The sequence below is a fragment of the Kineococcus rubinsiae genome, from assembly GCF_011839805.1.
In the GTDB taxonomy this organism is placed as follows: Bacteria; Actinomycetota; Actinomycetes; order Actinomycetales; family Kineococcaceae; genus Kineococcus; species Kineococcus rubinsiae.
On the sequence record NZ_VWPY01000037.1, the window covers coordinates 1 to 24201 of the forward strand.

Here is a 24201-nt window from a genome sequence, read left to right on the forward strand (position 1 = left end):
GCCCGGGCCTGGACACCCACGCCGTCACCCGGCAGCTGCAGGCCGCCGCCGCGGCGCCGGCCGGTGCCGAGGCGCCTCCCGCCGGGGTCACCTCGCGCTCCGGGAGGCGACGACCGGCTCCGGCGACCCCGCCCGCCCGCCCGCAGGCGGACGCGCCGCGGGCGGGTGCGGCCCGCGCGGGCACCGGGCGGATGCAGGGAGGAACGGGTCGCCTGCTGCTCGTCGGGGTGCCCGTCCTCGTGCTGGCCCTCGCCGGGGCGGCCGTCCTCGTGCACGAGCGGCAGGACGGTGCCGCGTCGGCGGACGGCTCGTCGGGCAGGGGTGCGTCCGCAGAGGTGGCGGCGCCGGGGGTGGTCGCGCGCCGTGACAAGGAGGCGGCGCCCGCGTCCGACGCCGCCACGCCACCGGCGCCCAGCCCCGGGCTGCCGGCCCTCGCGCCGTCGCTGCCCGCGACGGGGTCGGCCGTGCCCGCCTCACCCGCAGTGCCCTCACCCGCAGTGCCCTCCTCCGGTGCGCCGCTCCCCGCGGAGGGCGGCGACGTCGGCGCGGAGGTGCTGGCGGGGGACGACGTGACCGCGGCGGTCCGCGAGCTGGCGGCGCGGCGCGCGCAGGCGCTGACGAGCCTCGTCACGACCGACCTGCTCCTGGCCGACGCGGGCGGCTCGAGCGCCCTGACCGCGGACATGGCGCTGCTCGAGCAGCTGCGCTCGGCGGGCCGGCGCTGGTCGGGGCTGTCCTTCGACGTGCGGGACGTGCGCGTGGAGGAGTCCTCGGCCCAGCGGGCCGTGGTCCTGGCGAGCGTCGTGACGGGCGCGCACGAGGTGGTCTCGGCGGACGGGGGCGTCACCCCGGTGGCGGCCGCCGCGCCGCGCACGTCGCGGCTGACCCTGGTCCGCGTGGCCGGTCAGTGGCGGGTCGACGCGGTCGGCTGACGCCTCAGGCGCCGGCGAGCCAGTCGACGATCGTGGTGGCGTCGGGGTGGCGGAAGACGAAGCCCGCGTCCAGGAGCTTCTGCGGCACCACCCGCTGGCTCATGAGGACCGAGCTCGCGAACTCGCCCAGCACGGTGCGCAGCGCGATCCCGGGGACGGCGAGGACGGTGGGGCGGTGCAGCGCCTGCCCCAGCGCCTTGGTGACGACGGCGTTGTGCGCCGGCACGGGCGCGGTGAGGTTGACCGGTCCGGAGACGGGGTTCTCGAGCAGGAACGTCAGCGCGCGGACCTCGTCGGGCATCGAGATGAGGCTCCACCACTGGTTGCCGCTGCCGAGGCGGCCGCCCACCCCGAGGTGGAACAGGGTGAGGAGGCGGCCGAAGGCGCCGCCCGCGGGACTCGCCAGGAGGCCCGTGCGGGCCATCGCGACGCGGATCCCGGCGTCGGTCGCGGGCCGGGTCGCGGCCTCCCACTCGCGCACGACACCCGCGAGGAAGTCGTCGCCCCACGGGGAGTCCTCGGTGAGGACCGCGTCGCCCGCCTCGCCGTAGGCGCCGACCGCCGAGGCGTTGACGAGCACCGACGGGCGACGCTCCTGCGCGATCATGGCCGTGACCAGCGTCGACGTCGTCTGCACGCGGGAGCTGAGGATCTCCCGCTTGTACTCCGGGGTCCAGCGGTGGTCGCCCACCCCGACGCCGGAGAGGTTCACCACGGCGTCCGCGCCCGTCAGGGCCGCGGGGTCGATGCTCCCGCTCGCCGGGTCCCAGCGCAGCTCGCCGGGCCCGCGCGGCTCCCGGCGCACGAGCACCAGGACGTCGTGCCCGTCCGCGCGCAGGGACGGCACCAGGTGCCGGCCGATCAGGCCGCTTGCACCACTCACGACGACGCGCACGGGGGTTCTCCTCGTTCCGGGGGTGCCCGGTCCCTGCTGGGGCCGGGCGTGGGACGGGCCCCGCCCCGCGAGGGGGACGGGGCCCGTCGGGGACGTCAGAGCCCGAGGTCGCCCTCGAACGCGCCGTCCTCGATGCGCTTCTTGATCGTCTGCAGGAAGCGGGCCGCGTCCGCGCCGTCGACGATGCGGTGGTCGTAGGACAGGGCCAGGTAGGCCATCGACCGGATGGCGATCGAGTCCTGCCCGTCGGCGTCCGCGACCACGACGGGGCGCTTGACGATCGCACCCGTGCCGAGGATCGCCACCTGCGGCTGGTTGATGATCGGCGTGTCGAACAGGGCGCCGATGCTGCCGGTGTTCGTGATGGTGAACGTGCCGCCGGCCAGGTCGTCGGGGGTGATCTTGTTGGCCCGCGTGCGGGCCGCGAGGTCGCCGACCTTGCGGGCGATGCCGCCCAGGTTCAGGTCCCCGGCGTCCTTGATGACGGGGACGATGAGGCCCTTGGGGGTGTCCACGGCCATCGAGATGTTCTCGCTGGCGTGGTAGACGACGGTGTCGCCGTCGATGCTCGAATTCAGCGACGGGTGCTGCTTGAGCGCCTCGACCGTGGCCTTGATGAAGAACGGCAGGAACGTGAGCTTCGCGCCCTCGGTCGCCTGGAAGCTGTTCTTCGCCTGCGCCCGCAGCCGCGCCACGCGGGTGACGTCGACCTCGATGACGGTCGTGAGCTGCGCCGACGTCTGCAGCGACTCGACCATGCGCTGGGCGATGATCTTGCGCAGCCGCGACATCTTCTCGGTCGTGCCGCGCTTGGCGGAGACCTCGACGACGGGCGCCGACGGCTTGGCGGCCGGGGCGGCGGCCGGAGCCGGGGCGGCCTGCTGGGCCTTCGCGGCCTCGGCGGCCTTCGCGGCCGCGGCCTTCGCCTCCTCGGCGGCGGCCGTGACGTCCTGCTTGCGGATGCGCCCGCCGACGCCGGTGCCCGTCAGCGCGGACAGGTCCACGCCGAGGTCCTTGGCGAGCTTGCGCACCAGCGGCGTGACGTAGGTGGTGCCGCCGGTCGGCTGCGCGGCCGGCGCCTCGCCGGCCTGCGGGGCGGGCGCGGGGGAGGAGGACGCGGAGGCCTTCTCCTCCTGCACCTGGGTGGGCTGCGCGGACGGCTGCGTGGCCTGCTCCGCCTGCTCGCGGGCGCTGTCGCGCACCGCGACCTCGTCGGCCAGCGTCTCCTCGGCCTTCGGCTCGTCCTGCGCCTCGGGGGCCGGGACCGCCGCGGGGGCGGACTCCTGGGGCGCCGACTGCTGGGGAGCGGACTCCTGGGGGGCCGACTCCTGCGGAGCGGACGGCTGAGCCGCGCCGTCGCCGATGCGGGCCAGGTCCGTGCCGACCTCGACGGTCTCGTCCTCGCCGACGAGGATCTCCTGCAGCGTCCCCGCCACGGGGGAGGGGATCTCGGTGTCGACCTTGTCGGTGGACACCTCCAGCAGGGGCTCGTCGACCTCGACGGCGTCGCCGACGGCCTTGAGCCAGCGGGTGACGGTGCCCTCGGTGACGCTCTCGCCCAGGGCGGGCATCTTCACGGCGGTGCCGCCGCCGGAGCTGGGCGCCGCGGCGGCCGCGGGCGGCTGCTCGGGCGACGGCTCCTGCTCGGTCTCGGGCGCCTGCTGCGCGTCCTGGGTCGTGGGCGGCTCGGGAGCGGCCTCGGGCTCCGGCTCCGGCTCCGAGGGGGCGGCGGCCTCGGGGGCCGCGCCGTCACCGATGCGCGCGAGGTCGGCGCCGACCTCGACGGTCTCGTCCTCCTCGACGAGGATCTCCTGGAGGGTGCCCGCGAACGGCGAGGGGATCTCGGTGTCGACCTTGTCGGTGGACACCTCCAGCAGGGGCTCGTCGACCTCGACGGTGTCGCCGACCTGCTTCAGCCACCGGGTCACGGTGCCCTCGGTGACGCTCTCCCCGAGCGCCGGCATCTGCACCGAGTTCGACATCTGTTCGGTTCTCCTCACGACGGGCGTGCTCCGGGCGCCCGGAGGACGCCCACGGATCTGACGGTTCTGCGAGTGCCGGCCAGCACCCGCGGGGGTGCCGGCCGGGACGGGGTCAGCTGTGCGAGTGCAGCGGCTTGCCGGCGAGCGCCAGGAAGGCCTCGCCGACGGCCTCGTTCTGCGTCGGGTGGGTGTGCACGAGGGCCGCGACGTCCTCCGGGAAGGCCTCCCAGTTGACGATGAGCTGGGCCTCGCCGACCTGCTCGCTCATGCGTGAGCCGACCATGTGGACGCCCACGACGGGGCCGTCCTTCTGGCGGACGAGCTTGACGAAGCCGGTCGTGCCGAGGATCTGGCTCTTGCCGTTGCCCCCGAGGTTGTACTCGACGACCTCGACGTCGCCGAACTTCTCCCGCGCCTTGGCCTCCGTCAGCCCGACGGAGGCGACCTCGGGCTCGGAGTAGGTGACCTTGGGGATGCCGAGCTCGTCGATGGGGGCCGGGGCGAGGCCCGCGATCTCCTCGGCGACGAAGATGCCCTGCTGGAACCCGCGGTGGGCGAGCTGGAGGCCGGGGACGATGTCGCCCACGGCGTAGACGCCGTCGACGTTGGTCCGCAGGCGCTCGTCGGTGAGGACGAACCCGCGGTCCATCGTGATGCCCTGCTCCTCGTAGCCGAGGTTCGCGGTGCTGGGCCCGCGGCCGACGGCGACGAGCATGATCTCGGCCTCGAAGCTCTTGCCGTTCTCGAGCTTCACGGTGACGCCGCTGTCGCTCTGCTCGACGCCCGCGAAGCGGACGCCGAGGGAGAACGCGATGCCGCGCTTGCGGAAGGCGCGCTCGAGCGCCTTGCTCGCGGCCTCGTCCTCCAGCGGCACGAGGTGCGGCAGCGCCTCGACGATGGTCACGTCGGCGCCGAAGGAGCGCCAGACGCTCGCGAACTCGACGCCGATGACGCCGCCGCCGAGGACGACGACCGACTTCGGCACCGAGTCCAGCTGCAGCGCCTGCTCGCTGGTCATGACCCGGCCGCCGATCTCGAGACCGGGCAGCGTGCGGGAGTAGGAGCCGGTGGCCAGCACGAGGGACTTGCCCGTGTAGCGCTGCCCGTCCACCTCGACGGTGCGCTTGCCCACCAGGCGGCCCGCACCGCTGACCAGCTCGACCTTGCGGGACTTCACGAGCCCCTGCAGGCCCTTGTAGAGGCGCGCGACGACGCCGTCCTTGTACTTGTTCACGCCCGCCATGTCGATCGACTCGAGCGATGCGCGGACCCCGAAGGACTCGGCCTCGCGCGCGGTGTCGGCCACTTCGGCGGCGTGGAGCAGGGCCTTGGTCGGGATGCACCCGCGGTGCAGGCAGGTCCCTCCCAGCAGGTCCTTCTCCACGAGGGCGACCGACAGCCCGAGCTCGGCGGAGCGCAGCGCGGCGGCGTAGCCACCGCTGCCCCCTCCGAGGATGACGACGTCGTACTCCTGCTCGGCGGCACCTGCCACGAATTGCTCCCGGTGTTGGCTGATGGCGACTGGGTCCGGGCAAGTCTGTCACCACGGCCCACCTCCGGCGCCAGGGGGGACGCCGGGTGCGTGCGGGTGGAGGCGCCCGGACGCGACGACGGCGGCACCACGGGTGCCGTGGTGCCGCCGTCGTCGTGCTGCGGGGGGCGTCGTGCGTGCCGGTGGGGCGCTGAGGTCAGCGCAGCCACTCCGTCGGCGCCGACTCCTTCTTGGCCAGGGTGGTCGACTCCTTCTTGGCGAGGGTGCTCGACTCCTTCTTGACCAGGGTCGCCGACTCCTTCTTCGCGAGGGTCGAGGACTCCTTCTTGGCCAGGACGGTCGACTCCTTCTTGGCGAGGGTGGCCGACTCCTTCTTGGCCAGGGTCGCCGACTCCTTCTTCAGGAGGGTCGCCGACTCCTTCTTCAGCAGCGTCGTCGACTCCTTCTTGGCGAGGGGAGCCGACTCCTTCTTGAGGATGACCGACTCCTTCTTCAGAGGAGCGGCCTCCTTCTTGGCGGGCGCGACGCTCGTCTGCTTCGCGATGGCGACGGGAGCGGCCGAGGCGAGACCGCTCGTCCCCACCACGGCGCCGGCCGCGAGGGCCGTGCCGACGGCGGCGAGGGTGGCGCGACGGGCGATGTGGAGCAGGCGGGACATGGGGCCTCCTGGGCGATGCAACCCGGCTGGGCCGGACGGTGCGAAAGGGTGGGCGGGTGGCGACGTCCCCCGAGGATCGTCACCAAGAGCATAGCGTCCGTCGCTATCTGTGCACGACTCCTGATCCGCCCAGATCGGCAGGAGCTCGCCTGATCCTGAGGATCTGTGACAGAAAGTTACGGAGACCACGCTCAGCGCCCCGCCGTTAGCCCGATCGGGTGACCGTCCGTCACCCGGTCCGCCGTCCGTCCGCGTCAGGACCCCGCGAGGTCCTCCGCCAGCGCCAGCAGCGTCCGGACGGCCACGCCCGTGCCGCCCTTAGGGGTGTAGCCGTGCGGCTCACCCGTCTGGAACGCCGGGCCCGCGATGTCCAGGTGCGCCCACGGCACCGGCTCGCCGTCGGCGCCCGCGCCGACGAACTCCTGCAGGAAGAGCCCGGCCACGAGCATCCCGCCGGCCCGGTCGCCGATGTTGGCCAGGTCGGCGACGGGGGAGTCCAGGCTCGCCCGCAGCTCGCGCGGCAGGGGCATCGGCCAGAACTGCTCGCCCGCGCGCTCGGCCGCGGCCAGCACGCCGTCGCGGAACCCGTCGTGGTTGCCCATGACGGCCGAGACCCGGTTGCCCAGCGCGACGACCTGCGCGCCCGTGAGGGTGGCGACGTCCACGACGTGGTCGGGGTGCTCGGCGGTGGCGGCCACGAGGGCGTCGCCGAGGACGAGGCGGCCCTCGGCGTCGGTGTTGAGGACCTCGACCGTCGTCCCGCCGTGCATCGTCAGCACGTCGGAGGGGCGGATCGCCGTGCCCGAGGGCATGTTCTCCGCGACCGCGAGCCAGCCGGTGACGCGCAGCGGCAGGCCCAGGTCGGCGACGGCCTTGACCGCGGCCAGCACGGCCGCGGCGCCGGACATGTCGCTCTTCATCGTCTCCATGCCGGCCGGGGGCTTCAGCGACAGGCCGCCCGAGTCGAACGTGATGCCCTTGCCGACCAGGGCCAGGTGGCCCCGGGCGCCCTTGGGCGCGTGCTCCACCACGACGAGGCGCGGCGGCCGCGAGGAGCCCTGGCCCACGCCGAGGATGCCGCCGAAGCCGCCGTCGGCGAGCTCCTGCTCAGCGAGGACGCGGACCGTCATCGACGAGCCCTCCGCCAGGCGGACGGCCGCCGCGGCGAGGTCGGCGGGCGCGAGGTCCCCGGGGGCGGTGTTGATCAGGTCGCGCGCCACGGCGACGGCCTCGCCGACGACCTGGGCGCGCTCCACGGCCGCCCGCAGCGCGCGGTCGCGCGGCTTGGCGACGAGGACGGCGACCTCGGCCACCGGGGCCTTCGGCACGGTGCGGTAGAGGGAGAAGGCGTACGCGCCGAGCGCGGCGCCCTCGGCCACGGCGGCGACGGAGATCGCGTCGGGCACCGGCAGCGCCAGCGCCACGCTGCGGCGGCCGGCGAGGGAGCGCACGACGGCGCCGGCCGCACGGCGCAGCACCTCGTGGCCGTCGGCCGCGGCGAGCGGGCCGACGCCGACGAGGGCGACGAGGGAGGTCGCGAGCCCCGGCACGGCGGGCACCAGGTGCACGGACTCCGCGGCCCCGGTGACCCGCAGGTCGGTGACGGCGCTCTTCAGCGCGGACGCGGCCGCGCGCGGCAGCTCCTCGGTGGCCAGCAGGACGGGGCTGCCCCCGTCGTCGGCGACCGCCAGCACCAGCACGTCGGCGGCAGCGCTCTTGAGGGACTTCCCGGACAGGCTCAGTTGGACCACCTGCGCAGCCTAGCGACGGGCCCGCGGCCCCCGGACGGGTGCCGTGGCAGGCTCCCCGCGTGAGCGACGAGCGGACGGGACGGCCGGCGGCCGCGCAGCGCAGTGCGGACGGCGGCGAGCCGAGGCTGCGGCCCTTCGCCGCGGACGACCTCGGCGACCTGCGGGAGGTGTGCCTGCGCACGGGCGACCTCGGCGCCGACGGCAGTGCGCTCACCGCGTGGCCCGACCTGGTGGGCGACGTCTACGCCGCGCCCTACGCCGTCGCCGACCCCGGTCTCGTGACGGTCGTCGAGCTCGACTTGCGGGTCGTCGGCTACGTCATCGGCTGCCGCGACACGCTCGCCTTCGAGGCGTGGTGCGCCGAGCACTGGTGGCCCGCGCTGCGGGAGCGCTACCCCGCACCCGGGCCCGACGCGTCCGCCTTCGACGCCCCCCTGCTGCGGCAGGTGCACACGGCACCCGTGGAGGAGCGCCCGTACCTGGCGACCCACCCGTCGCACCTGCACGTCGACCTGCTGCCCGTCGCCCAGGGCCTCGGGCTCGGCCGGCGGCTGATCGACCACGTCCTCGGCCGGCTGCGCGACGCGGGGTCACCGGGCGTGCACCTCGGGGTGGGGGCGGCCAACACCCGGGCCGTCGGGTTCTACGCCCGGCTCGGGCTGCGACCGCTGGTCGAGCCCGAGCCGGGGGCCACGAGCTACGTGCTGGGGCGCTCGTTCGCCGCGGACGGGGACGCGCCCGCCTGAGGCGCCGCCTCGTCCCGGTCGAGGTCGTCGGGGACCCGCTCGTCGGGGACCCGCTCGTCGGGGACCCGCTCTTCCAGGACCCGCTCGCCCGGGGCCACCTCGACGGGCACGACCTCGACGGCCACGACCTCGACGGGCAGGACCTCCACGGCCGCGACCTCGTCCGCGTGGACCGAGGTCGCCTCCTCTTCCTGGGCGCTCCCGGCCACGGGCTCCGGCTCGGGTTCCGGCTCCGGGGCGGGCGGGGCGTCCGCCGCGTCGGAGGCCGCGAGCGCTTGGGCGGCCCGCAGGACCGGCAGCGCGGTGAGCGCGGCGGTGCCGCCGCCGCGGCCGGCCCCGAGGTCGAGCAGCGGGACGAGCTTGGTGCGCTCCGCCCCGAGGACGAGCGCCGGCTCGGCGCTGCGGGCGGCCAGGGCCCACCAGCTCTCCACGCCCGGCACGCCCCGGGAGGCGACGAGCGCGGCCGCGACCGAGACCACGCCGTCGAGGAGCACGGGCGTGCGCCGGGCCGCGGCGCGCAGCAGGAAGCCCACCGCGGCCGCGGTGTCGGCGCTGCCGACGGTCTGCAGCAGCACCGTGGGACGGGTCGCGTGGCGCCGGCTGCGGCGCACCGCGTCGCGGATTGCGGCGGTCTTGCGCATCCAGGCGGCGTCGTCGACACCGCTGCCGCGTCCGACGACCTCGACCGCGCCCTTGCGCAGGCAGGCCGCGACCAGCACGGCCGCGACGGTCGTCGCCCCGACGCCGAGGTCGCCCAGCACCAGCAGGTCCACGCCCGCGTCGATCTCGGCATCCGCGACGGCCGCGCCCGCGCGCAGGGCGGTCTCGGTCTCCGCGAGCGTCATGGCGTCCTCGACGCGCACGTCGCCCGAGCCGCGGCGCACCGCGTGCGCGGTCACGGCCGCGGGCAGGTCGGACAGGTCGTCGTCGACCCCGACGGCGTGCACCGCCACCCCGACCCCGTGCAGCGCCGCGAGGCTCGCGGTCGGCCCGCGGCCCTGCACCAGGGCCCGCACGGCGTCGGCCGTGGTGCCCGGCGCGAGGCGGGAGACGTCCGCGTGCGCGACGCCGTGGTCACCCGCGAAGACGACCAGCCGCACGCGGTCCAGGGGCGCCGGGACGTCGCGGTCCTGGGTGCTCGCGAGCCAGCGGCCCACGGTCTCCAGGCGCGAGTCCGCCAGCAGCGGGGCGTCCACGCGCGGCGGCGCGGTCTGCTGGCGGGGCGAGCTCAGGCCCTCGGCGAGCTCGCGCAGGTTCAGCGGCGGCGGGCCGTCGCTCATCGGGGTCCTCCTGGGGCGGGGCGTGAGGTGGTCGGCCGGGCGGCGCGTGGGGCGCTCGCCCGGGGCGGGGCCCCCGATCGTCGCACCCGGGCCGCCGCACCCCCGCCCCGCCGCGCGTCCCGCCCCCACCGGACCCCCGCCCGGCCGGACCCCTCGCCCGGCCCGGCCCGTCGCCCGGCCCGACCCGTCCGCGCCGCGGTCCTTGTCCCGGCCGCCCGCCCGACCTACCGTCGGCGGCACGCACGCCCCGGCCCGCCGGCCGCGCCCGGGCCGACGGTGGAGGAGGGGGACCGGTGAGGACGCCAGGCACCGCGGAGCCCCCCGAGGGCGACGGGCTGCTCGCCGCGCGCGACGACTGGCTGAGCGACAGCGCGGCCGGCCGGCCGCTGACCGGTGCCCGCGACCTCGTGTCCTCGTCGTGGTGGCGCAGCCGCGGCACGGGCCTGGACCCCGACCGCGTCCTGGCCCCGGTCGCGCTGGACGCCCCGGGACTGCGCGAGCGCCGCGCCGCGCACCGCCTCACGCCCGTCCTGCCGACCGCGCGCCGGCTCCTGCTCGAGGAGCCGCTCGGGGTGCCCGTCCTCATGGCGGTCAGCGACGCCGACGGCACGCTGCTCTGGGTCGAGGGCGACCCCGGGCTGCGCCGCGCCGCGGAGCGGATGTCCTTCACCGAGGGCACGCGGTGGAGCGAGGACGTCGCGGGCCTGAACGCCCCGGGCACCGCGCTGGCCCTGCAGCGCCCGGTTCGCGTCCGCTCCGCCGAGCACTACGCCACCGCGGTGGCCCGGTGGAGCTGCTCCGCCGCGCCCGTGCGGGACCCCGCGACGGGTGACGTCCTCGGCGTCCTGGACCTCACGGGCGGCGACGAGCTCGGCCGCGAGCGGGCCCTGCAGCTCGTGCGCGCGGCCGCCGGGGCCGTGGAGGCGGAGCTGCGGGTCGCCGACCTGCGCCGGCTCGTCTCCGGCGGTGCTCCCCCCGCCGGGGCGGCCGCCCCCGTCGCGATGCTGCGGGTGCTCGGGCCCGCCGACGGCACGCTGGTGGCGGACGGGGTCCAGCGGTCGCTGTCGCTGCGTCACAGCGAGCTGCTGCTCCTGCTGCTCGCCGACGAGGAGGGCCGGGGCTGCGGGGCCGCGCGGCTGGCGGCGGCGCTGGACGAGCGCGACCTGGCGCCGGGCTCGGTGCGCGCCGAGGTGCACCGCCTGCGCGCGGTGCTGGGGGAGCGCACGGGCGGGGCGGTGGGCATCAGCGCCTCGCCGCACCGGGTCCTCGGCGACGTCCGCTGCGACGCCCTGGACGTGCGGGCCGCGCTGCGCGAGGGGCGCGTCGCCGACGCCGTCGCCGCCTGGGGCGGCCCGCTGCTGCCGGCCTCCGACGCCCCGGCCGTGCGGGAGCTGCGCGACGAGCTCGAGATCGGGGTCCGCACGGCCGTGCTGGAGGGCCGCGACGACGACGCCCTACTGCGCTGGGCGCGCACGGCGCAGGGCCGCGACGACGCCGGGGTGGCCGCCGAGCTGCTGCGCCGCCTCGCGCCGGGCGACCCGGCCCGCGGCGAGGCGCTCGCGCGGGCGACCCGCCTGCACGCCGTCTGAGCCGGCACCCGGTCCCGTCCCGCGCCCTGACCGCGCCGTCCGGGGCGGCTGCAACGGACCTGCAACGCCGCGGGGCCTAGCGTGGCGGCCTGCGCGCGACGAGGGAGTCGCGCAGAGCACCGCGGAGGTTCTTCATGACCGTGTACGCAGCCCCGGGCACCGACGGCAGCCTGATGACGTACGCCGAGCGCTACGACCACTACATCGGCGGCGAGTGGGTCCCCCCGGCGTCGGGGGAGTACTTCGAGAACCCCTCGCCCGTGAACGGCAGGACGTTCACCGAGGTCGCCCGCGGGACCGCGGCCGACATCGAGCGGGCGCTGGACGCCGCGCACGCCGCGGCCCCCGCGTGGGGACGGACCTCGGTCGCCGCCCGCGCGCTGGTCCTCAACCGGATCGCCGACCGCATCGAGGCGAACCTCGAGGCCATCGCGGTCGCGGAGACGTGGGACAACGGCAAGCCGGTGCGCGAGTGCCTGGCCGCCGACATCCCGCTCGTCGTGGACCACCTGCGCTACTTCGCGGGCGTCGTGCGCGCCCAGGAGGGCGGCATCTCGCAGATCGACGACGACACCGTCGCCTACCACTTCCACGAACCGCTCGGCGTGGTCGGGCAGATCATCCCCTGGAACTTCCCGATCCTCATGGCGTTCTGGAAGCTGGCCCCCGCGCTCGCGGCCGGGAACTGCGTCGTGCTCAAGCCCGCCGAGCAGACGCCCGCGTCGATCATGTACCTGTTCGGGCTCATCGGGGACCTGCTGCCGCCCGGCGTCGTGAACATCGTCAACGGCTTCGGCGTCGAGGCCGGCAAGCCGCTGGCCTCGAACCCGCGCATCCGCAAGATCGCCTTCACGGGCGAGACGACGACCGGCCGGCTGATCATGCAGTACGCCAGCCAGAACCTCATCCCCGTGACGCTGGAACTCGGCGGCAAGAGCCCCAACGTGTTCTTCGAGGACGTCGCCAGCGCCCACGACGACTTCTACGACAAGGCCCTCGAGGGGTTCACGATGTTCGCGCTGAACGGCGGCGAGGTCTGCACCTGCCCGTCGCGCGCGCTCATCCAGAGCTCGATCTACGACACGTTCCTCGCCGACGGCGTGAAGCGGACCGAGGCCGTGGTGCAGGGCAACCCGCTCGACACCGCCACGATGATCGGGGCGCAGGCGAGCAACGACCAGCTCGAGAAGATCCTGTCCTACATCGACATCGGCAAGCAGGAGGGCGCCCGCCTGCTCACGGGCGGCGAGCGCGCCGAGCTCGGCGGCGACCTCGCGGGCGGCTACTACGTCACCCCGACGATCTTCGAGGGCGACAACAGCATGCGGATCTTCCAGGAGGAGATCTTCGGGCCGGTGCTCGCGGTGACGCGCTTCGACGGCGAGGACGACGCGCTGAAGATCGCCAACGACACCCTGTACGGGCTCGGGGCGGGCGTGTGGTCGCGCAACATCCACACCGCCTACCGGATGGGCCGCGGGATCCAGGCGGGGCGGGTGTGGACGAACAACTACCACGCCTACCCGGCGCACGCGGCGTTCGGCGGCTACAAGAGCTCGGGCATCGGCCGCGAGAACCACAAGATGATGCTCGACCACTACCAGCAGACCAAGAACCTGCTGGTGAGCTACGCGACGTCGAAGCTCGGCTTCTTCTGAGCCGACCCCGACCCCTCCGCGGTCGTGCAGGGACGCCCTGCACGACCGCGGAGGCCAGGCTCGACCGCGGAGGACCGCGACACCGCGAGGAGCGCACCAGCGGGACGGGGAACCGTCCGCGACCCAGCAGGAGGAACGCGTGGAGCAGGCAGGGACCCCCGAGCGGGTGGCGGTGACGGACGCCGCCGCGTCGCAGCTGCGGCGGCTGCGGCGGCGCAACGGGCCGCTGATGTTCCACCAGTCGGGCGGCTGCTGCGACGGCAGCTCCCCGATGTGCTTCCCCGACGGCGACTTCATCACCTCCGAGGCGGACGTCCGGCTGGGCGATCTCGCGGTCGCGGCCGAGGGCGACGACGAGGCGTTCACCGTCCCCGTGTGGATGTCGAAGGAGCAGTTCCAGCTCTGGTCGCACACCCACCTGACGATCGACCTCGTGAAGGGGCGCGGGGCGGGGTTCTCGCTCGAGGCGCCCGACGGCGTCCGGTTCCTCATCCGGTCGCGGCTGATCACGGCCGCGGGCGTGCCGGACGAGCTGTCGGGTCCCGTGAGCTGCGAGGTGCCGGCCGCCGGGGGGACCGGCCGGTAGCGTCGACCGCGTGAGCACCCCGGCCGCCAGCGCAGCACCCGTCCGCACCGCCGTCGTCGGCTACGGCGCGGGGGGCCGGTTCTTCCACGCCCCCGTGGTCGCGGGCGCGGCGGGGTGCGAGCTGGTCGCGGTCGTGACCCGCTCGCCCGAGCGCGCGGAGCTGGCCCGCGCCGAGCACGGCGTGCCGGTGGTCGGTGCCCTGGAGGACCTCCCGGCGCTGGGCGTCGAGGCGGTGGCGATCTCCACACCCGCCGCGACGCACACCGCCCTGACCGAGCAGGCGCTGCGCCTGGGCCTGGCCACGGTGTGCGACAAGCCCTTCGCCCTGGACGCCGAGGCCGCGCGGGGCACCGTCGCCCTGGCCGCCGAGCTCGGCGTGCTGCTCAGCGTCTACCAGAACCGCCGCTTCGACGCCGACCTGCTGACGCTGCGGCGCGTGCTCGACGAGGGCGGGCTGGGGCGCGTGCAGCGCTTCGAGTCCTCCTTCGAGCGCTGGGCCGCGGGGGACCCGCCGGAGGCCGGCGCCGGTCTCCTGCGCGACTTCGGCAGCCACCTCGTGGACCAGGCGCTGCTGCTGTTCGGCCCCGTCGCGACCGTGAGCGCGCAGACGCTCGGCGCGGACGGCGCCGAGCACGACGTCCGCCTGCAGCTGCAGCACGCGGTCGGCGTGCGCACCGAGGTCTCGGGCTCGTGGAAGCAGGCCGCCCCGGCGCCGCGGTTCCGGGTCACGGGCACCGCGGGCACCTTCGTCCTGGACACCCCGATGGAGGTGCAGGAGGAGCTGCTGCTCGCCGGGCGCACCCCCGCCGCGGAGGGGGAGGCGTGGGGCGCGGAACCCGCGCACCGCTGGGGCCGGCTGCACGTCGCGGGAGGGCCGGTGCTGCCGGTGCGCAGCGAGAACGGGCGCTGGCCGCTCTTCTACGAGCGCTTCGCCGCGGCCGTGCGCGGCACGGGGCCGGTGCCCGTCGAGCCCGCGGACGCGGTCGTCACGGCGACCGTGCTCGACGCCGCGCGCACCAGCGCCGCCGAGGGCCGCACCGTCGTCCTCGGCTGACACCCGGGTTCCAGGAGAGCCGGTCGCGGGCCGCGCATGCCCTAGGCTCCTCGCCGCACCTCCCGGGTGGCCGGAGACCCTGGTGGCCGGGGGTGCCCGCCCACGACCAGGCCGCCGAGCAGGACGATCCCTGCGCGCCCCGCGCGGCCGCCCCGTCCAGCAGAGGTCTCCTCCCATGGGTCATCCCGACCTGACACCAGCCAGCACCCGCACCGCGCCGGGCACCGCCCCCGCGAACCCGATGCGCCGGGTCGCCGCCGCGAGCCTCGTCGGCACCACGATCGAGTTCTACGACTTCTACGTCTACGCGACCGCGGCGGTCCTCGTCTTCGGGCCGCTGTTCTTCCCCTCCGACAACGACACCGCCGAGACGCTCGCCTCGCTCGCGACGTTCGGGGTGGCGTTCGTCGCCCGGCCCTTCGGCTCGATCGTGTTCGGCCACTTCGGCGACCGCGTCGGCCGCAAGACCACCCTCATCGCCTCGCTGCTCGTCATGGGGATCTGCACGATCCTCATCGGCGTGCTGCCCACCCACGCCACGGCCGGCAACCTGGCCCCGTTCCTGCTGTGCGTGCTGCGCTTCGGACAGGGCTTCGGCCTCGGCGGGGAGTGGGGCGGCGCCGCGCTGCTCGCCACCGAGAACGCGCCGCCGAACCGCCGCGCGCTGTACGGGATGCTGCCGCAGCTCGGCGCGCCCCTCGGGTTCATCATCGCGAACACCCTCTTCATCGCGCTGTCCGCGGGCATGAGCGACGAGGCGTTCACGTCCTGGGGCTGGCGCGTGCCGTTCCTGCTCAGCGCCGTCCTCGTCGGCCTCGGCCTCTACATCCGCCTGAGCCTCAGCGAGACCCCGGTCTTCGCGCAGGCGCTGGCCGAGAAGAAGCCCGTGCGCGTGCCCGTCGCGGTCCTGTTCCGCTCCAGCTGGAAGATCGTCGTGCTCGGCGCCGTGTCGGTGATCGTCACCTACACGCTCTTCTACCTGACCACGGCCTGGTCGCTGAGCTTCGGGACGTCGCCCACCGGCCTCGCCTACCCGCGCCAGGACTTCCTCCTGATGCTGTGCTTCGCGGTGCTGTTCATGGCCGCCGCGACGCCGCTGTCCGGGCTGGCCTCGGACCGCTTCGGCCGCCGCCCCGTCCTCGCGGTCGCGATGGTCGGCGCGGCCGTCGTCGGCCTGCTCACCGAGCCCCTGCTGGGCTCCGGCGACCGCGGTCTCGTCCTGCTCTGGCTGTGCGCCGGGCTGTTCTTCATGGGCCTGGTGTTCGGGCCCATCGGCGCCTACCTGCCCGAGCTGTTCCCGACGACGGTCCGCTACACGGGGGCCTCGCTGGCCTTCAACCTCGGCAGCATCCTCGGCGCCTCGCTGGCCCCCTACACCGCGGTGCGCCTCGCGCAGGCGGGCGGGCTCAGCTGGGTCGGGTTCTACCTCGCCGGCACGGCCGTCGTGAGCCTCGTCGCGCTGGCCCTGCTGCGCGAGACCCGCACGGCGTCGCTGTCGAGCTGACCCCTCGCCGCACCGACCGCCCCCGGACCCCGCGGTCCGGGGGCGGTCTGCTGCCGGGCGGCGAGCGCATCGATTAAGGTCGATCCCGGCCGCTCTGGCCGCGGTGGCGGGGGCTCGAGACGCAGGGGGCTGAGCAGGACATGGTGTACCGGGCGCTCTACCGGACCGTCTTCACGAAGATCGACCCGGAGCGGGCGCACCACTGGGCCTTCTCCGCGATGCGCGCCGCTGCGCGCGTCCCCCCGGTCGCCGACCTCACCCGGCACCTGTTCGTGGCCCCGGACCCTCGGCTGCGCACCCGCGTCCTCGGCATGGACCTGCCCGGCCCGCTCGGCCTCGCGGCCGGCTTCGACAAGGACGGCCTCGGCGTCGAGGCGCTCGGGAACCTGGGCTTCTGCTTCGTCGAGGTCGGCACCGTCACGGCCCTGCCCCAGCCCGGCAACCCGCGACCGCGCCTGGCCCGGCTGACCGAGGACCGGGCCATCGTCAACCGCATGGGCTTCAACAACTCCGGCGCCGAGGTCGTGGCCCGCCGGCTGCGGCAGCTGCGCGCCGTCCCCCCGCGCCACCCCGTGGCGATCGGCGTCAACATCGGCAAGAGCAAGGTCGTCGACGAGGCCGACGCCGCCGCGGACTACGCGACCTCCGCCCGCCTGCTCGCCCCCTACGCCGACTACCTGGTCGTCAACGTCAGCTCGCCCAACACCCCGGGCCTGCGCGACCTGCAGGCCGTCGGCAAGCTGCGGCCCGTGCTCGAGGCCGTGCGCACCGCCGCCGACGCCGCCGCGCACCGCCACGTGCCGCTGCTCGTCAAGATCGCCCCGGACCTCTCCGACGCCGACGTCGACGCGGTCGCCGACCTCGCGCTGGAGACCGGGCTGGACGGCATCGTCGCGACCAACACCACCATCACGCGGGAGGGCCTGCGCACCCCCGCGGCCGAGGTCGCCTCGGCCGGGGGCGGGGGCCTCTCGGGGGCCCCGCTGAAGGAGCGCTCCCTCGCCGTCCTGCGCCGGCTCTCCGAGCGCACCACCGACCGCCTCGTGCTGATCAGCGTCGGCGGCATCGAGACCTCCGCCGACGTGGCCGCGCGCCTGGAGGCCGGGGCGTCGCTGGTCCAGGCGTACACGGCGTTCGTCTACGAGGGCCCGGCGTGGCCGCGGCGCGTCCTGGAGGGCCTCGCGGCCTCCCGGACCCGGCGGGAGTCCGACACCGCCACGCCCTGAGGGCGACGCCTCGCACGAGAGCCGATCCGGCGCGCCGGGTGGCGAGCGTGTCGAGTTGTGGGGGGCGACGATCCGGGTGACGGTCGGGGGTGGCGCCCACCGGCCCACCCCCAGCACCGCACCCGAGGAGAACCCCCATGCCCGACGCCCCTGCGCAGCAGGGCGGCAGCGGTCAGCCCGACCCGCACCGCTGGAGGGCCCTCGCCGTCTGCCTCGCCGCCGGGTTCATGACCCTGCTCGACGTCTCCATCGTCAACGTGGCGCTGCCCTCGATCCAGGGCTCGCTCGGGGCGGGCCCCAGCCAGGTCCAGTGGATCGTCGCGGGCTACGCGCTGGCGTTCGGCCTGGTCCTCGTCCCCGCGGGCCGCTTCGGCGACCTGTTCAGCCGCCGCACCGTCTTCCTCGTCGGCCTGGTCGCCTTCACGGTGACCAGCGCGGGCGCCGGCCTGGTGCAGTCGGCCACGGCGCTCGCCGTCGTGCGGCTCGTGCAGGGCATCGCCGCGGGCATCCTGAACCCGCAGGTCATCGGCCTGCTGCAGGAGCTCTTCCAGGGCCCGGAGCGGGGCAAGGCCTTCGGCCTCTTCGGCACCACGGTCGGGGTCTCGACGGCCGTCGGGCCGCTGCTCGGCGGGCTGCTCATCCAGGTCTTCGGCACCGACGCGGGCTGGCGGGCGGTGTTCCTCGTCAACGTGCCGATCGGCCTGGTGCTGCTGCCGTTCGCGGTGCGGCTGCTGCCCCGCGCCGAGCGGGTGCGCGGGCGCAAGCTGACCCTCGACCTCGTCGGGCTCGCCCTGCTCGCGGTCGGCGTCGTGTTCCTCATGCTCCCGTTCGTGCTCACCACGGGCCAGGACGACGAGCCCCTGCGCTGGCTGTCGCTGGTGCCGGGCGTCGCGCTCCTCGTCGGCTTCGTCCTGTGGGAGCGCGCCTACGAGCGGCGCGGCCGCGAACCCGTCGTGCCGTCCGCGCTGGTGCGGACCCGGTCCTTCACGGGCGGGGCCCTCGTCGGCATCGCCTTCTTCGCGGGCTTCACCGGCATCTTCCTCGTCGTGACGCTGTACCTGCAGTCCGGGCTGGGCTTCACGGCCCTGCAGGCCGGGCTCGTCCAGACGCCGTTCGCGCTCGCGTCGGCGGCCTGCTCGGGCCTCGGGGGGCGCTTCGTCAACCGCTTCGGCCGCCAGACCGTCGTCGTGGGCCTCGTCGTCATGTCCGTCGGGCTCGTCGCGGCGGACCTCGTCTCGGCTTCCGTGCAGGAGGTCCCCGGCGCGATCGCGCTGTCGGCGTGCCTCATGGTCGCGGGGGCCGGCACGGGCCTGGTCATCTCGCCCAACCAGACGCTCACGCTCGCCGAGGTGCCGACCGAGGTCGGCGGGGTCGCGGGCGGCGTCCTGCAGACGGGGCAGCGCGTGGGCTCCGCGATGGGCGTGGCGCTGGTCTCGGCCATCTTCTTCTCCGGCATCGCCTCCGCGGCCGGCGGCGGGCGCCCGGACAGCGGGGGCGGCCGGCCGCCCGAGGCCGTCCAGGCGCTGTTCGGCGACGCGCTGTCGATGGGGCTGCGCGTCTCGCTCGGCCTGGTGCTGCTCGCCCTGGTGCTCGCGCTGCTGGACCTGCGCCGCCGCAAGCACTCCGCGGACCCCGACGCGGGCGCCCCGCACGCCGCGGCCGGCGGGAGGCACGCCACCACGCCGGCGCAGCGCGGCCCGCGGCACCGCCGGGGCGCGCCGACCGGCTGACGCCCCCCCCGTCCGGCGCACCGCCGCGGCCTCGTGTCGCGGGGTGGGTGTCGCCGGCGCGGGCTAGCGTGCGCCGGGTGGACGTCGCAGCAGTCGAGGAGGGGAACCCGTGAGCCGGATCGCGCAGTGGTCGTGGCAGCTGGAGGACATCGACGGCCGCCCGGTCGAGGGCGGCGGTGAGGTGTTCCCGACGCAGTCGGACGCCGAGGTCTGGATCGGGGAGAGCTGGCGCGGCCTGCGCGCCGGGGGCGTGGAGTCCGCGCACCTCTTCGCCGACGGCGAGCGGATCTACGGCCCGCTGAGCCTGCGCCCGGCGGACTGACCGCCCGCGCCCGACGGGACACCCGGGCCCCGTGTCCTCCGGCCGGTCACCGGCCGGAGGACGCGGGGGTCCGGGCTCAGGAGCGGGGACTCAGGTGAGGCGCTCGCGAGGCGAGCGGTCGGCCGTCTTGGCCACGTCGCGCTCGACGACGTCGCCCAGCGCCTCGTCGATGCGCTGCAGCAGCTCCGGCGGGATCACGACCCCGGACGCCTGCGCGTTCGCGGTGACCTGCTCGGGCCGCGAGGCGCCGATGATGGCCGCGGACACGTTGTCGTTCTGCAGCACCCAGGCGATCGCGAGCTGCGCGAGCGTCAGGCCCAGCTCGTCCGCGACGGGCTTGAGCGCCTGCACGCGGGTGAGGACGTCGTCCTGCAGCCAGCGGCTGATCATGTCCGCGCCGCCCTTGGCGTCGGTGGCCCGCGAGCCCGCGGGCAGCTCCGCCCCCGGCAGGTACTTGCCGGTCAGGACGCCCTGGGCGATGGGGGAGAAGACGACCTGCCCGATGCCCAGCTCGCGCGACGCGGGCACGACCTCGGTCTCGATGACGCGCCACAGCGCCGAGTACTCGGGCTGGTTGGACACGATGCGGAACCCGAGCTGGCGCGCCAGGTCCTGACCCGCGCGCAGCTGCTCCACGGTCCACTCGCTGACGCCGATGTAGAGCGCCTTGCCCGCGCGCACGACGTCGGCGAAGGCCTGGACGGTCTCCTCGAGCGGCGTCGCGTGGTCGTAGCGGTGGGCCTGGTAGACGTCGACGTGGTCGGTGCCGAGGCGCTGCAGGGACCCGTCGATGGACTCGCTGATGTGCTTGCGGGACAGGCCGGTGTCGTTCGGGCCCTTGGGGCCCGTCGGGAAGTAGACCTTGGTCATGATCTCGAGGGACTCGCGGCGCTGGCCCTTCAGCGCCTGGCCGAGGACGGTCTCGGCCGCGGTGTTCGCGTAGACGTCGGCGGTGTCGAAGGTGGTGATGCCCGCGTCGAGCGCGGCGCGGACGCACGCGATGGCGGCGTCGTTCTCCACCTGGGACCCGTGGGTGAGCCAGTTGCCGTAGGTGATCTCAGAGATCTTGAGACCGCTGCTGCCGAGGTGTCGGAACTCCATGACCGCACGCTAGGGCCGTCGCCCGGCGCGGGGCCAGCGGGCCCCCGCGCGGCGGGCGTCCGGGTCAGCGGGGTGCGCCACCCCGGGGGACCATCGGGATCGGGCGGCGCAGGCGGCGGATCTGCAGGGCGCGCGTCACGCCGTAGCCCGTCAGGCCGCCCTCGAGGGTGTCGCCGAAGCGCTCGGCGAGCGCGCGCTTGATGCGGCGGCTCAGCACGAAGGAGTCGGCGATCGCGACCGCGAGCATCCCGTAGATGAGCACGGTGGTGGCGACCAGCAGGGACTGCGAGCCGAGCGACTGCGACAGCAGGGAGATCAGCAGCGACGCCCCCGCGATGATGAGGAAGTACTCGCCGACGTTGCGGCGGGCGTCCACGACGTCGCGCACGAAGCGCTTCTGCGCGCCGCGGTCGCGGACGGGCAGGTGCCGCTCGTCGCCCGTGGTGAGGGCGACCTGCATGCGGGCGCGCTCCTCGCGGGCCGCCTCGCGCGCCACCTTGGAGGCGGCCTTGCGGTCGGTGGGGACGAGGGGGCGCTTGTTGCGGGCCTGCGCGTCGCTGCGCTTCGGCGTCGGCCGGCCCTTGCCGCCCTCCTTGGTCAGGCTCGCCGGGGGAGTGGCCACGGGCGCCTTGCGCGAGGCGCGCACCAGGCGCCGGCCGGTACCCGCCGGCCGCGCGTCGCCGCCCTCCTTGCTCAGGCTCACCGTCGTGGTGGCCCCGGGGGCCTGCTTCTCCTTCGGGCGTCCGAACACGAGCAGGAGCGTACGGCACCCCCGCCCGCGCGGGAGGCGGCGCGACGCCCCGGCGACCGGCCCCGCCCGGGCGACTTCGGTAGCGTCCGCACCGTGAGCGACGGCACCTCTGCGACCAGCGACCAGCGACCCGCCAGCGCGGCGGGCACGACCGCGCCGGGCGCCCTGCCCCCACCCGGGCCGGAGCGCACCGCGGCCCTGCGGGCGGCGTCGGCGGCCCAGCGCGACGCCACGCGCGCCGACCTCGAGCGGCTCGTGCGCATCCCGAGCGTCTCCGCGCCGGCCTTCGACCAGGCGCACGTCGCGGCGAGCGCGGAGGCCGTGGCCGGGCTGCTGCGCGACGCCGGCCTGCCGGAGGTCCGGATCGTCACCGCCACGGGCGACGGCGCCACCAGCGCACCCGCCGTCATCGCGCGCCGGCCCGCGCCGGCCGGGCGCCCGACCGTCCTGCTCTACGCCCACCACGACGTGCAGCCCCCCGGGCGCCCGGAGGACTGGGCCAGCCCCGCCTTCGAGCCCGCCGAGCGCGACGGGCGGCTGTTCGGCCGCGGCGCCGCCGACGACAAGGCGGGCGTCATGGTGCACGTCAGCGCGCTGCGCACCGTCCTGCCCCTGTGGGGCCCCGAGGACGGCGTGGGCGTGACCGTCTTCGTCGAGGGCGAGGAGGAGATCGGCTCGCCGACCTTCCAGGCGTTCCTCGCCGAGCACCGCGCCGACCTCGCCGCCGACGCCATCGTCGTCGCGGACTCCGCCAACTGGCGCACGGGCGTGCCCGCCATCACCACCACGCTGCGCGGGCTCGTCGACTGCGACGTGCGGGTCGACGTCCTGTCCCACGCCGTGCACTCCGGGGTCAACGGCGGACCGGTCGTGGACGCCCTCACCTCGCTCTGCCGCCTGGTGGCGACGCTGCACGACGAGAACGGCGACGTCGCCGTGCGCGGGCTGCACACCGGCGTCGCGGCCGACCTCCCGCCGGGCACCGAGCTGACCGAGGCGCAGTTCCGCGCCGACGCGGGCGTCCTGCCCGGGGTGCGCCTGGCCGGGACCGGCCCCCTGACGAGCCGGCTCTGGACGCGCCCGGCCCTGTCGGTGATCGGCCTGGACGCCACCGACGTCGAGCACGCCAGCAACACGCTCATCCCCTCCGCCCGCGCCAAGCTCAGCCTGCGCATCGCCCCCGGGCAGGAGCCCGCGGCCGCCATGACCGCGCTGCGCCGCCACCTCGAGGCCAACGCGCCCTTCGGCGCCCGGGTGACGGTGACGGCGGGGGAGGCGGGGCAGGCCTTCGCGGCCGACACGTCCTCGCCCGCGCACGACGTGGCCCGCGCGGCCTTCGCCGAGGCCTTCGGCGCCGAGGTCGTGGAGATCGGGATGGGCGGCTCCATCCCCTTCGTGGCCGATCTGGCCGCGGTCTACCCCGGCGCGGCGATCCTCGTCACGGGCGTCGAGGACCCGGACTCCCGCGCCCACGGCGCGGACGAGTCCCTGCACCTGGCCGACTTCGCCTCGGCGTGCCTGGGGGAGGTGCTGCTGCTCGACGGGCTCGCGGCCACCGCGCCGACGACGACGTCCACGGCGGCGCCGGCCCCCGCGTCGTCGTAGTCTTCAGGGGCGACGCCGAGCGGGGCGCGCGGGAACACCCGTCACCCCGCGCCGGTTGAGCGAAGCAGCAGGCGAGAAGTCACGACCGCCGACGAGCGAACCGGAGACGATGTCCATGACCACCTCCACCACCGTCCAGACCGAGCAGACCCCCGCGGAAGCCCACGGCGTGGAGCTCACCGAGGTGGCCGCGACCAAGGTCCGCACCCTGCTGGAGTCCGAGGGGCGCGACGACCTGCGTCTGCGCATCGCGGTCCAGCCCGGCGGCTGCTCCGGCCTCATCTACCAGCTCTACTTCGACGAGCGCACCCTCGACGGGGACGCCGTGCGCGACTTCTCCGGCGTCGGGGTCGTCGTGGACAAGATGAGCGCCCCGTACCTCTCGGGCGCCACCATCGACTTCGCCGACACGATCGAGAAGCAGGGCTTCACGATCGACAACCCGAACGCCGGCAGCAGCTGCGCGTGCGGGGACTCCTTCTCCTGACGGTCGCACCCTGACCGTCGCGGACGACCCGACGACCCCCGCACCGGCCGGTGCGGGGGTCGTCGGCGTTTCCCCCCGCGTCAGCCGCCCCCGTGCGCGCGTCCCCGTGCCGCCGGCCCGCTTCGACTTCGCGCACCTGACGCCCGAGGCGGGGGAGGACCTCGTCGCCTCGGGGGGCGACCTGCTGCCCTCGACCCTGCTGGCCGCCTACGCGGCGGGCTACTTCCCCATGGGGCTCGGCGGGGGCGGCGAGGGACCCCTCGGGTGGTGGTCGCCGGACCCCCGGGGCGTCCTGCTGCCGGCCGCGGTGCACGTCTCGCGCTCCCTGCGGCGCTCCCTGCGCCGCTTCGAGGTCCGCGTGGACACCGCCTTCGCCGACGTGGTCGACGGCTGCGCGGACCCCTCGCGCGAGGGCGCCTGGATCACCGCCGACGTCGCGGCCGCCTACCGGCGCCTGCACGCGCTCGGGTGGGCCCACTCGGTGGAGGTCTTCGAGGACGGCGAGCTCGCCGGCGGCCTCTACGGCATCAGCATCGGCGGCCTCTTCGCGGCCGAGTCCAAGTTCCACCGCACGACCGACGCCTCCAAGGCCGCGGTCGTCGCCCTGGCGGGCGTCATGACGTCGGACGGCGTCGAGGGGCGGCTGGTGGACGTGCAGTGGCGCACGGAGCACCTCGCCACCCTCGGCGTGCAGGCGGTCCCGCGCGGACGCTACCTGCGCCTGCTGGGGGCAGCCCTGGCGCTGCCTGTGCCCCCGTCCTTCTCGGCGCGCCCCGAGGGGTGCACCAGCTACGACGAGGGGTAGTCTCACCACTCAGCGGGACCTCTCCGTGCGAGGAGCACACACTCCTC

The 24201-nt window shown here is 75.6% G+C and carries 20 protein-coding genes and 1 pseudogene; 13 read left to right on the forward strand and 8 right to left on the reverse strand.

The genetic code is table 11. From position 1 onward, the window contains the following. Window positions 1–932: pseudogene (locus F1544_RS16185) on the forward strand (hypothetical protein); the annotation flags it as partial. 4 nt (window positions 933–936) lie between these two features. On the opposite strand, the gene F1544_RS16190 reads toward F1544_RS16185, so the two are convergent. From F1544_RS16190 to F1544_RS16210, 5 genes are all read right to left on the reverse strand, one after another. Next, complete coding sequence (locus F1544_RS16190; protein ID WP_167587112.1) at window positions 937–1827, reverse strand: TIGR01777 family oxidoreductase; 891 nt, start codon at window positions 1825–1827, stop codon at window positions 937–939. Between the two features lie 95 nt (window positions 1828–1922). After that, a complete protein-coding gene (sucB, locus tag F1544_RS16195; protein ID WP_167587150.1) occupies window positions 1923–3809 on the reverse strand; it encodes a 2-oxoglutarate dehydrogenase, E2 component, dihydrolipoamide succinyltransferase in 1887 nt (628 codons plus the stop codon). 112 nt (window positions 3810–3921) lie between these two features. Continuing rightward, a complete protein-coding gene (gene lpdA / locus F1544_RS16200; RefSeq protein WP_167587113.1) occupies window positions 3922–5301 on the reverse strand; it encodes a dihydrolipoyl dehydrogenase in 1380 nt (459 codons plus the stop codon). A gap of 196 nt (window positions 5302–5497) precedes the next feature. Beyond that, complete coding sequence (locus tag F1544_RS16205) at window positions 5498–5959, reverse strand: hypothetical protein (RefSeq protein ID WP_167587114.1); 462 nt, start codon at window positions 5957–5959, stop codon at window positions 5498–5500. 254 nt (window positions 5960–6213) lie between these two features. Continuing rightward, on the reverse strand, window positions 6214–7710 hold the full coding sequence (locus F1544_RS16210; RefSeq protein WP_167587115.1) for a leucyl aminopeptidase: 1497 nt from the start codon (window positions 7708–7710) through the stop codon (window positions 6214–6216). Window positions 7711–7769: 59 nt separating this feature from the next. Here F1544_RS16210 and F1544_RS16215 point away from each other — a divergent pair, with 59 nt between their 5' ends. Beyond that, window positions 7770–8456: a GNAT family N-acetyltransferase gene (locus tag F1544_RS16215; RefSeq protein ID WP_208972017.1), complete on the forward strand. Its 687-nt coding sequence runs from the start codon at window positions 7770–7772 to the stop codon at window positions 8454–8456. On the opposite strand, the gene F1544_RS16220 is transcribed toward F1544_RS16215, so the two are convergent. After that, window positions 8408–9736 carry a nicotinate-nucleotide--dimethylbenzimidazole phosphoribosyltransferase gene (locus tag F1544_RS16220; protein ID WP_167587116.1) on the reverse strand — a complete coding sequence of 443 codons (1329 nt, stop codon included), beginning with the start codon at window positions 9734–9736 and terminating at the stop codon, window positions 8408–8410. The two genes, F1544_RS16215 and F1544_RS16220, sit on opposite strands and share 49 nt — an antisense overlap. 293 nt (window positions 9737–10029) lie before the next feature. On the opposite strand from F1544_RS16220, the gene F1544_RS16225 reads away from it, so the two are divergent. The 8 genes from F1544_RS16225 to F1544_RS16260 all read left to right on the forward strand — a co-directional run bounded on the left by F1544_RS16225 (window position 10030) and on the right by F1544_RS16260 (window position 19405). Beyond that, window positions 10030–11325 carry a GAF domain-containing protein gene (locus tag F1544_RS16225; RefSeq protein ID WP_167587117.1) on the forward strand — a complete coding sequence of 432 codons (1296 nt, stop codon included), beginning with the start codon at window positions 10030–10032 and terminating at the stop codon, window positions 11323–11325. A gap of 134 nt (window positions 11326–11459) precedes the next feature. Beyond that, window positions 11460–12983 (forward strand): acetaldehyde dehydrogenase ExaC, encoded by a 1524-nt coding sequence (exaC, locus tag F1544_RS16230; RefSeq protein ID WP_167587118.1) that lies wholly within the window; start codon window positions 11460–11462, stop codon window positions 12981–12983. Window positions 12984–13122: 139 nt separating this feature from the next. Continuing rightward, the gene (locus F1544_RS16235) at window positions 13123–13569 is read left to right on the forward strand and encodes a DUF779 domain-containing protein (RefSeq protein ID WP_308470125.1); all 447 of its coding nucleotides are present in this window, start codon (window positions 13123–13125) and stop codon (window positions 13567–13569) included. Between the two features lie 10 nt (window positions 13570–13579). Continuing rightward, complete coding sequence (locus F1544_RS26495; protein WP_167587119.1) at window positions 13580–14623, forward strand: Gfo/Idh/MocA family oxidoreductase; 1044 nt, start codon at window positions 13580–13582, stop codon at window positions 14621–14623. 175 nt (window positions 14624–14798) lie between these two features. Further along, on the forward strand, window positions 14799–16127 hold the full coding sequence (locus tag F1544_RS16245) for an MFS transporter (protein ID WP_208972018.1): 1329 nt from the start codon (window positions 14799–14801) through the stop codon (window positions 16125–16127). 140 nt (window positions 16128–16267) lie between these two features. Beyond that, window positions 16268–17353 (forward strand): quinone-dependent dihydroorotate dehydrogenase, encoded by a 1086-nt coding sequence (locus F1544_RS16250; RefSeq protein WP_167587120.1) that lies wholly within the window; start codon window positions 16268–16270, stop codon window positions 17351–17353. 137 nt (window positions 17354–17490) lie between these two features. Continuing rightward, a complete protein-coding gene (locus F1544_RS16255) occupies window positions 17491–19083 on the forward strand; it encodes an MFS transporter (RefSeq protein WP_244308815.1) in 1593 nt (530 codons plus the stop codon). A 109-nt stretch (window positions 19084–19192) separates the two neighbouring features. Continuing rightward, entirely contained in the window at window positions 19193–19405 is a 213-nt protein-coding gene (locus F1544_RS16260; RefSeq protein WP_308470126.1) for a hypothetical protein, read from the forward strand. Between the two features lie 90 nt (window positions 19406–19495). On the opposite strand, the gene F1544_RS16265 is transcribed toward F1544_RS16260, so the two are convergent. Together F1544_RS16265 and F1544_RS25890 are read right to left on the reverse strand one after the other, a co-directional pair. Continuing rightward, the gene (locus F1544_RS16265; protein WP_167587121.1) at window positions 19496–20506 is read right to left on the reverse strand and encodes an aldo/keto reductase family protein; all 1011 of its coding nucleotides are present in this window, start codon (window positions 20504–20506) and stop codon (window positions 19496–19498) included. A gap of 64 nt (window positions 20507–20570) precedes the next feature. Continuing rightward, window positions 20571–21257, reverse strand: a complete 687-nt coding sequence (locus tag F1544_RS25890) for a DUF3043 domain-containing protein (RefSeq protein ID WP_208972019.1) — start codon at window positions 21255–21257, stop codon at window positions 20571–20573. Window positions 21258–21350: 93 nt separating this feature from the next. Here F1544_RS25890 and F1544_RS16275 point away from each other — a divergent pair, with 93 nt between their 5' ends. From F1544_RS16275 to aat, 3 genes are all read left to right on the forward strand, one after another. Then, window positions 21351–22862 carry a dipeptidase gene (locus tag F1544_RS16275; RefSeq protein WP_167587122.1) on the forward strand — a complete coding sequence of 504 codons (1512 nt, stop codon included), beginning with the start codon at window positions 21351–21353 and terminating at the stop codon, window positions 22860–22862. A gap of 115 nt (window positions 22863–22977) precedes the next feature. Beyond that, a complete protein-coding gene (locus F1544_RS16280; protein ID WP_167587123.1) occupies window positions 22978–23349 on the forward strand; it encodes a HesB/IscA family protein in 372 nt (123 codons plus the stop codon). 106 nt (window positions 23350–23455) lie between these two features. Beyond that, window positions 23456–24154 carry a leucyl/phenylalanyl-tRNA--protein transferase gene (gene aat, locus F1544_RS16285; protein ID WP_167587124.1) on the forward strand — a complete coding sequence of 233 codons (699 nt, stop codon included), beginning with the start codon at window positions 23456–23458 and terminating at the stop codon, window positions 24152–24154. The last annotated feature ends 47 nt before the right edge of the window (window positions 24155–24201 follow it).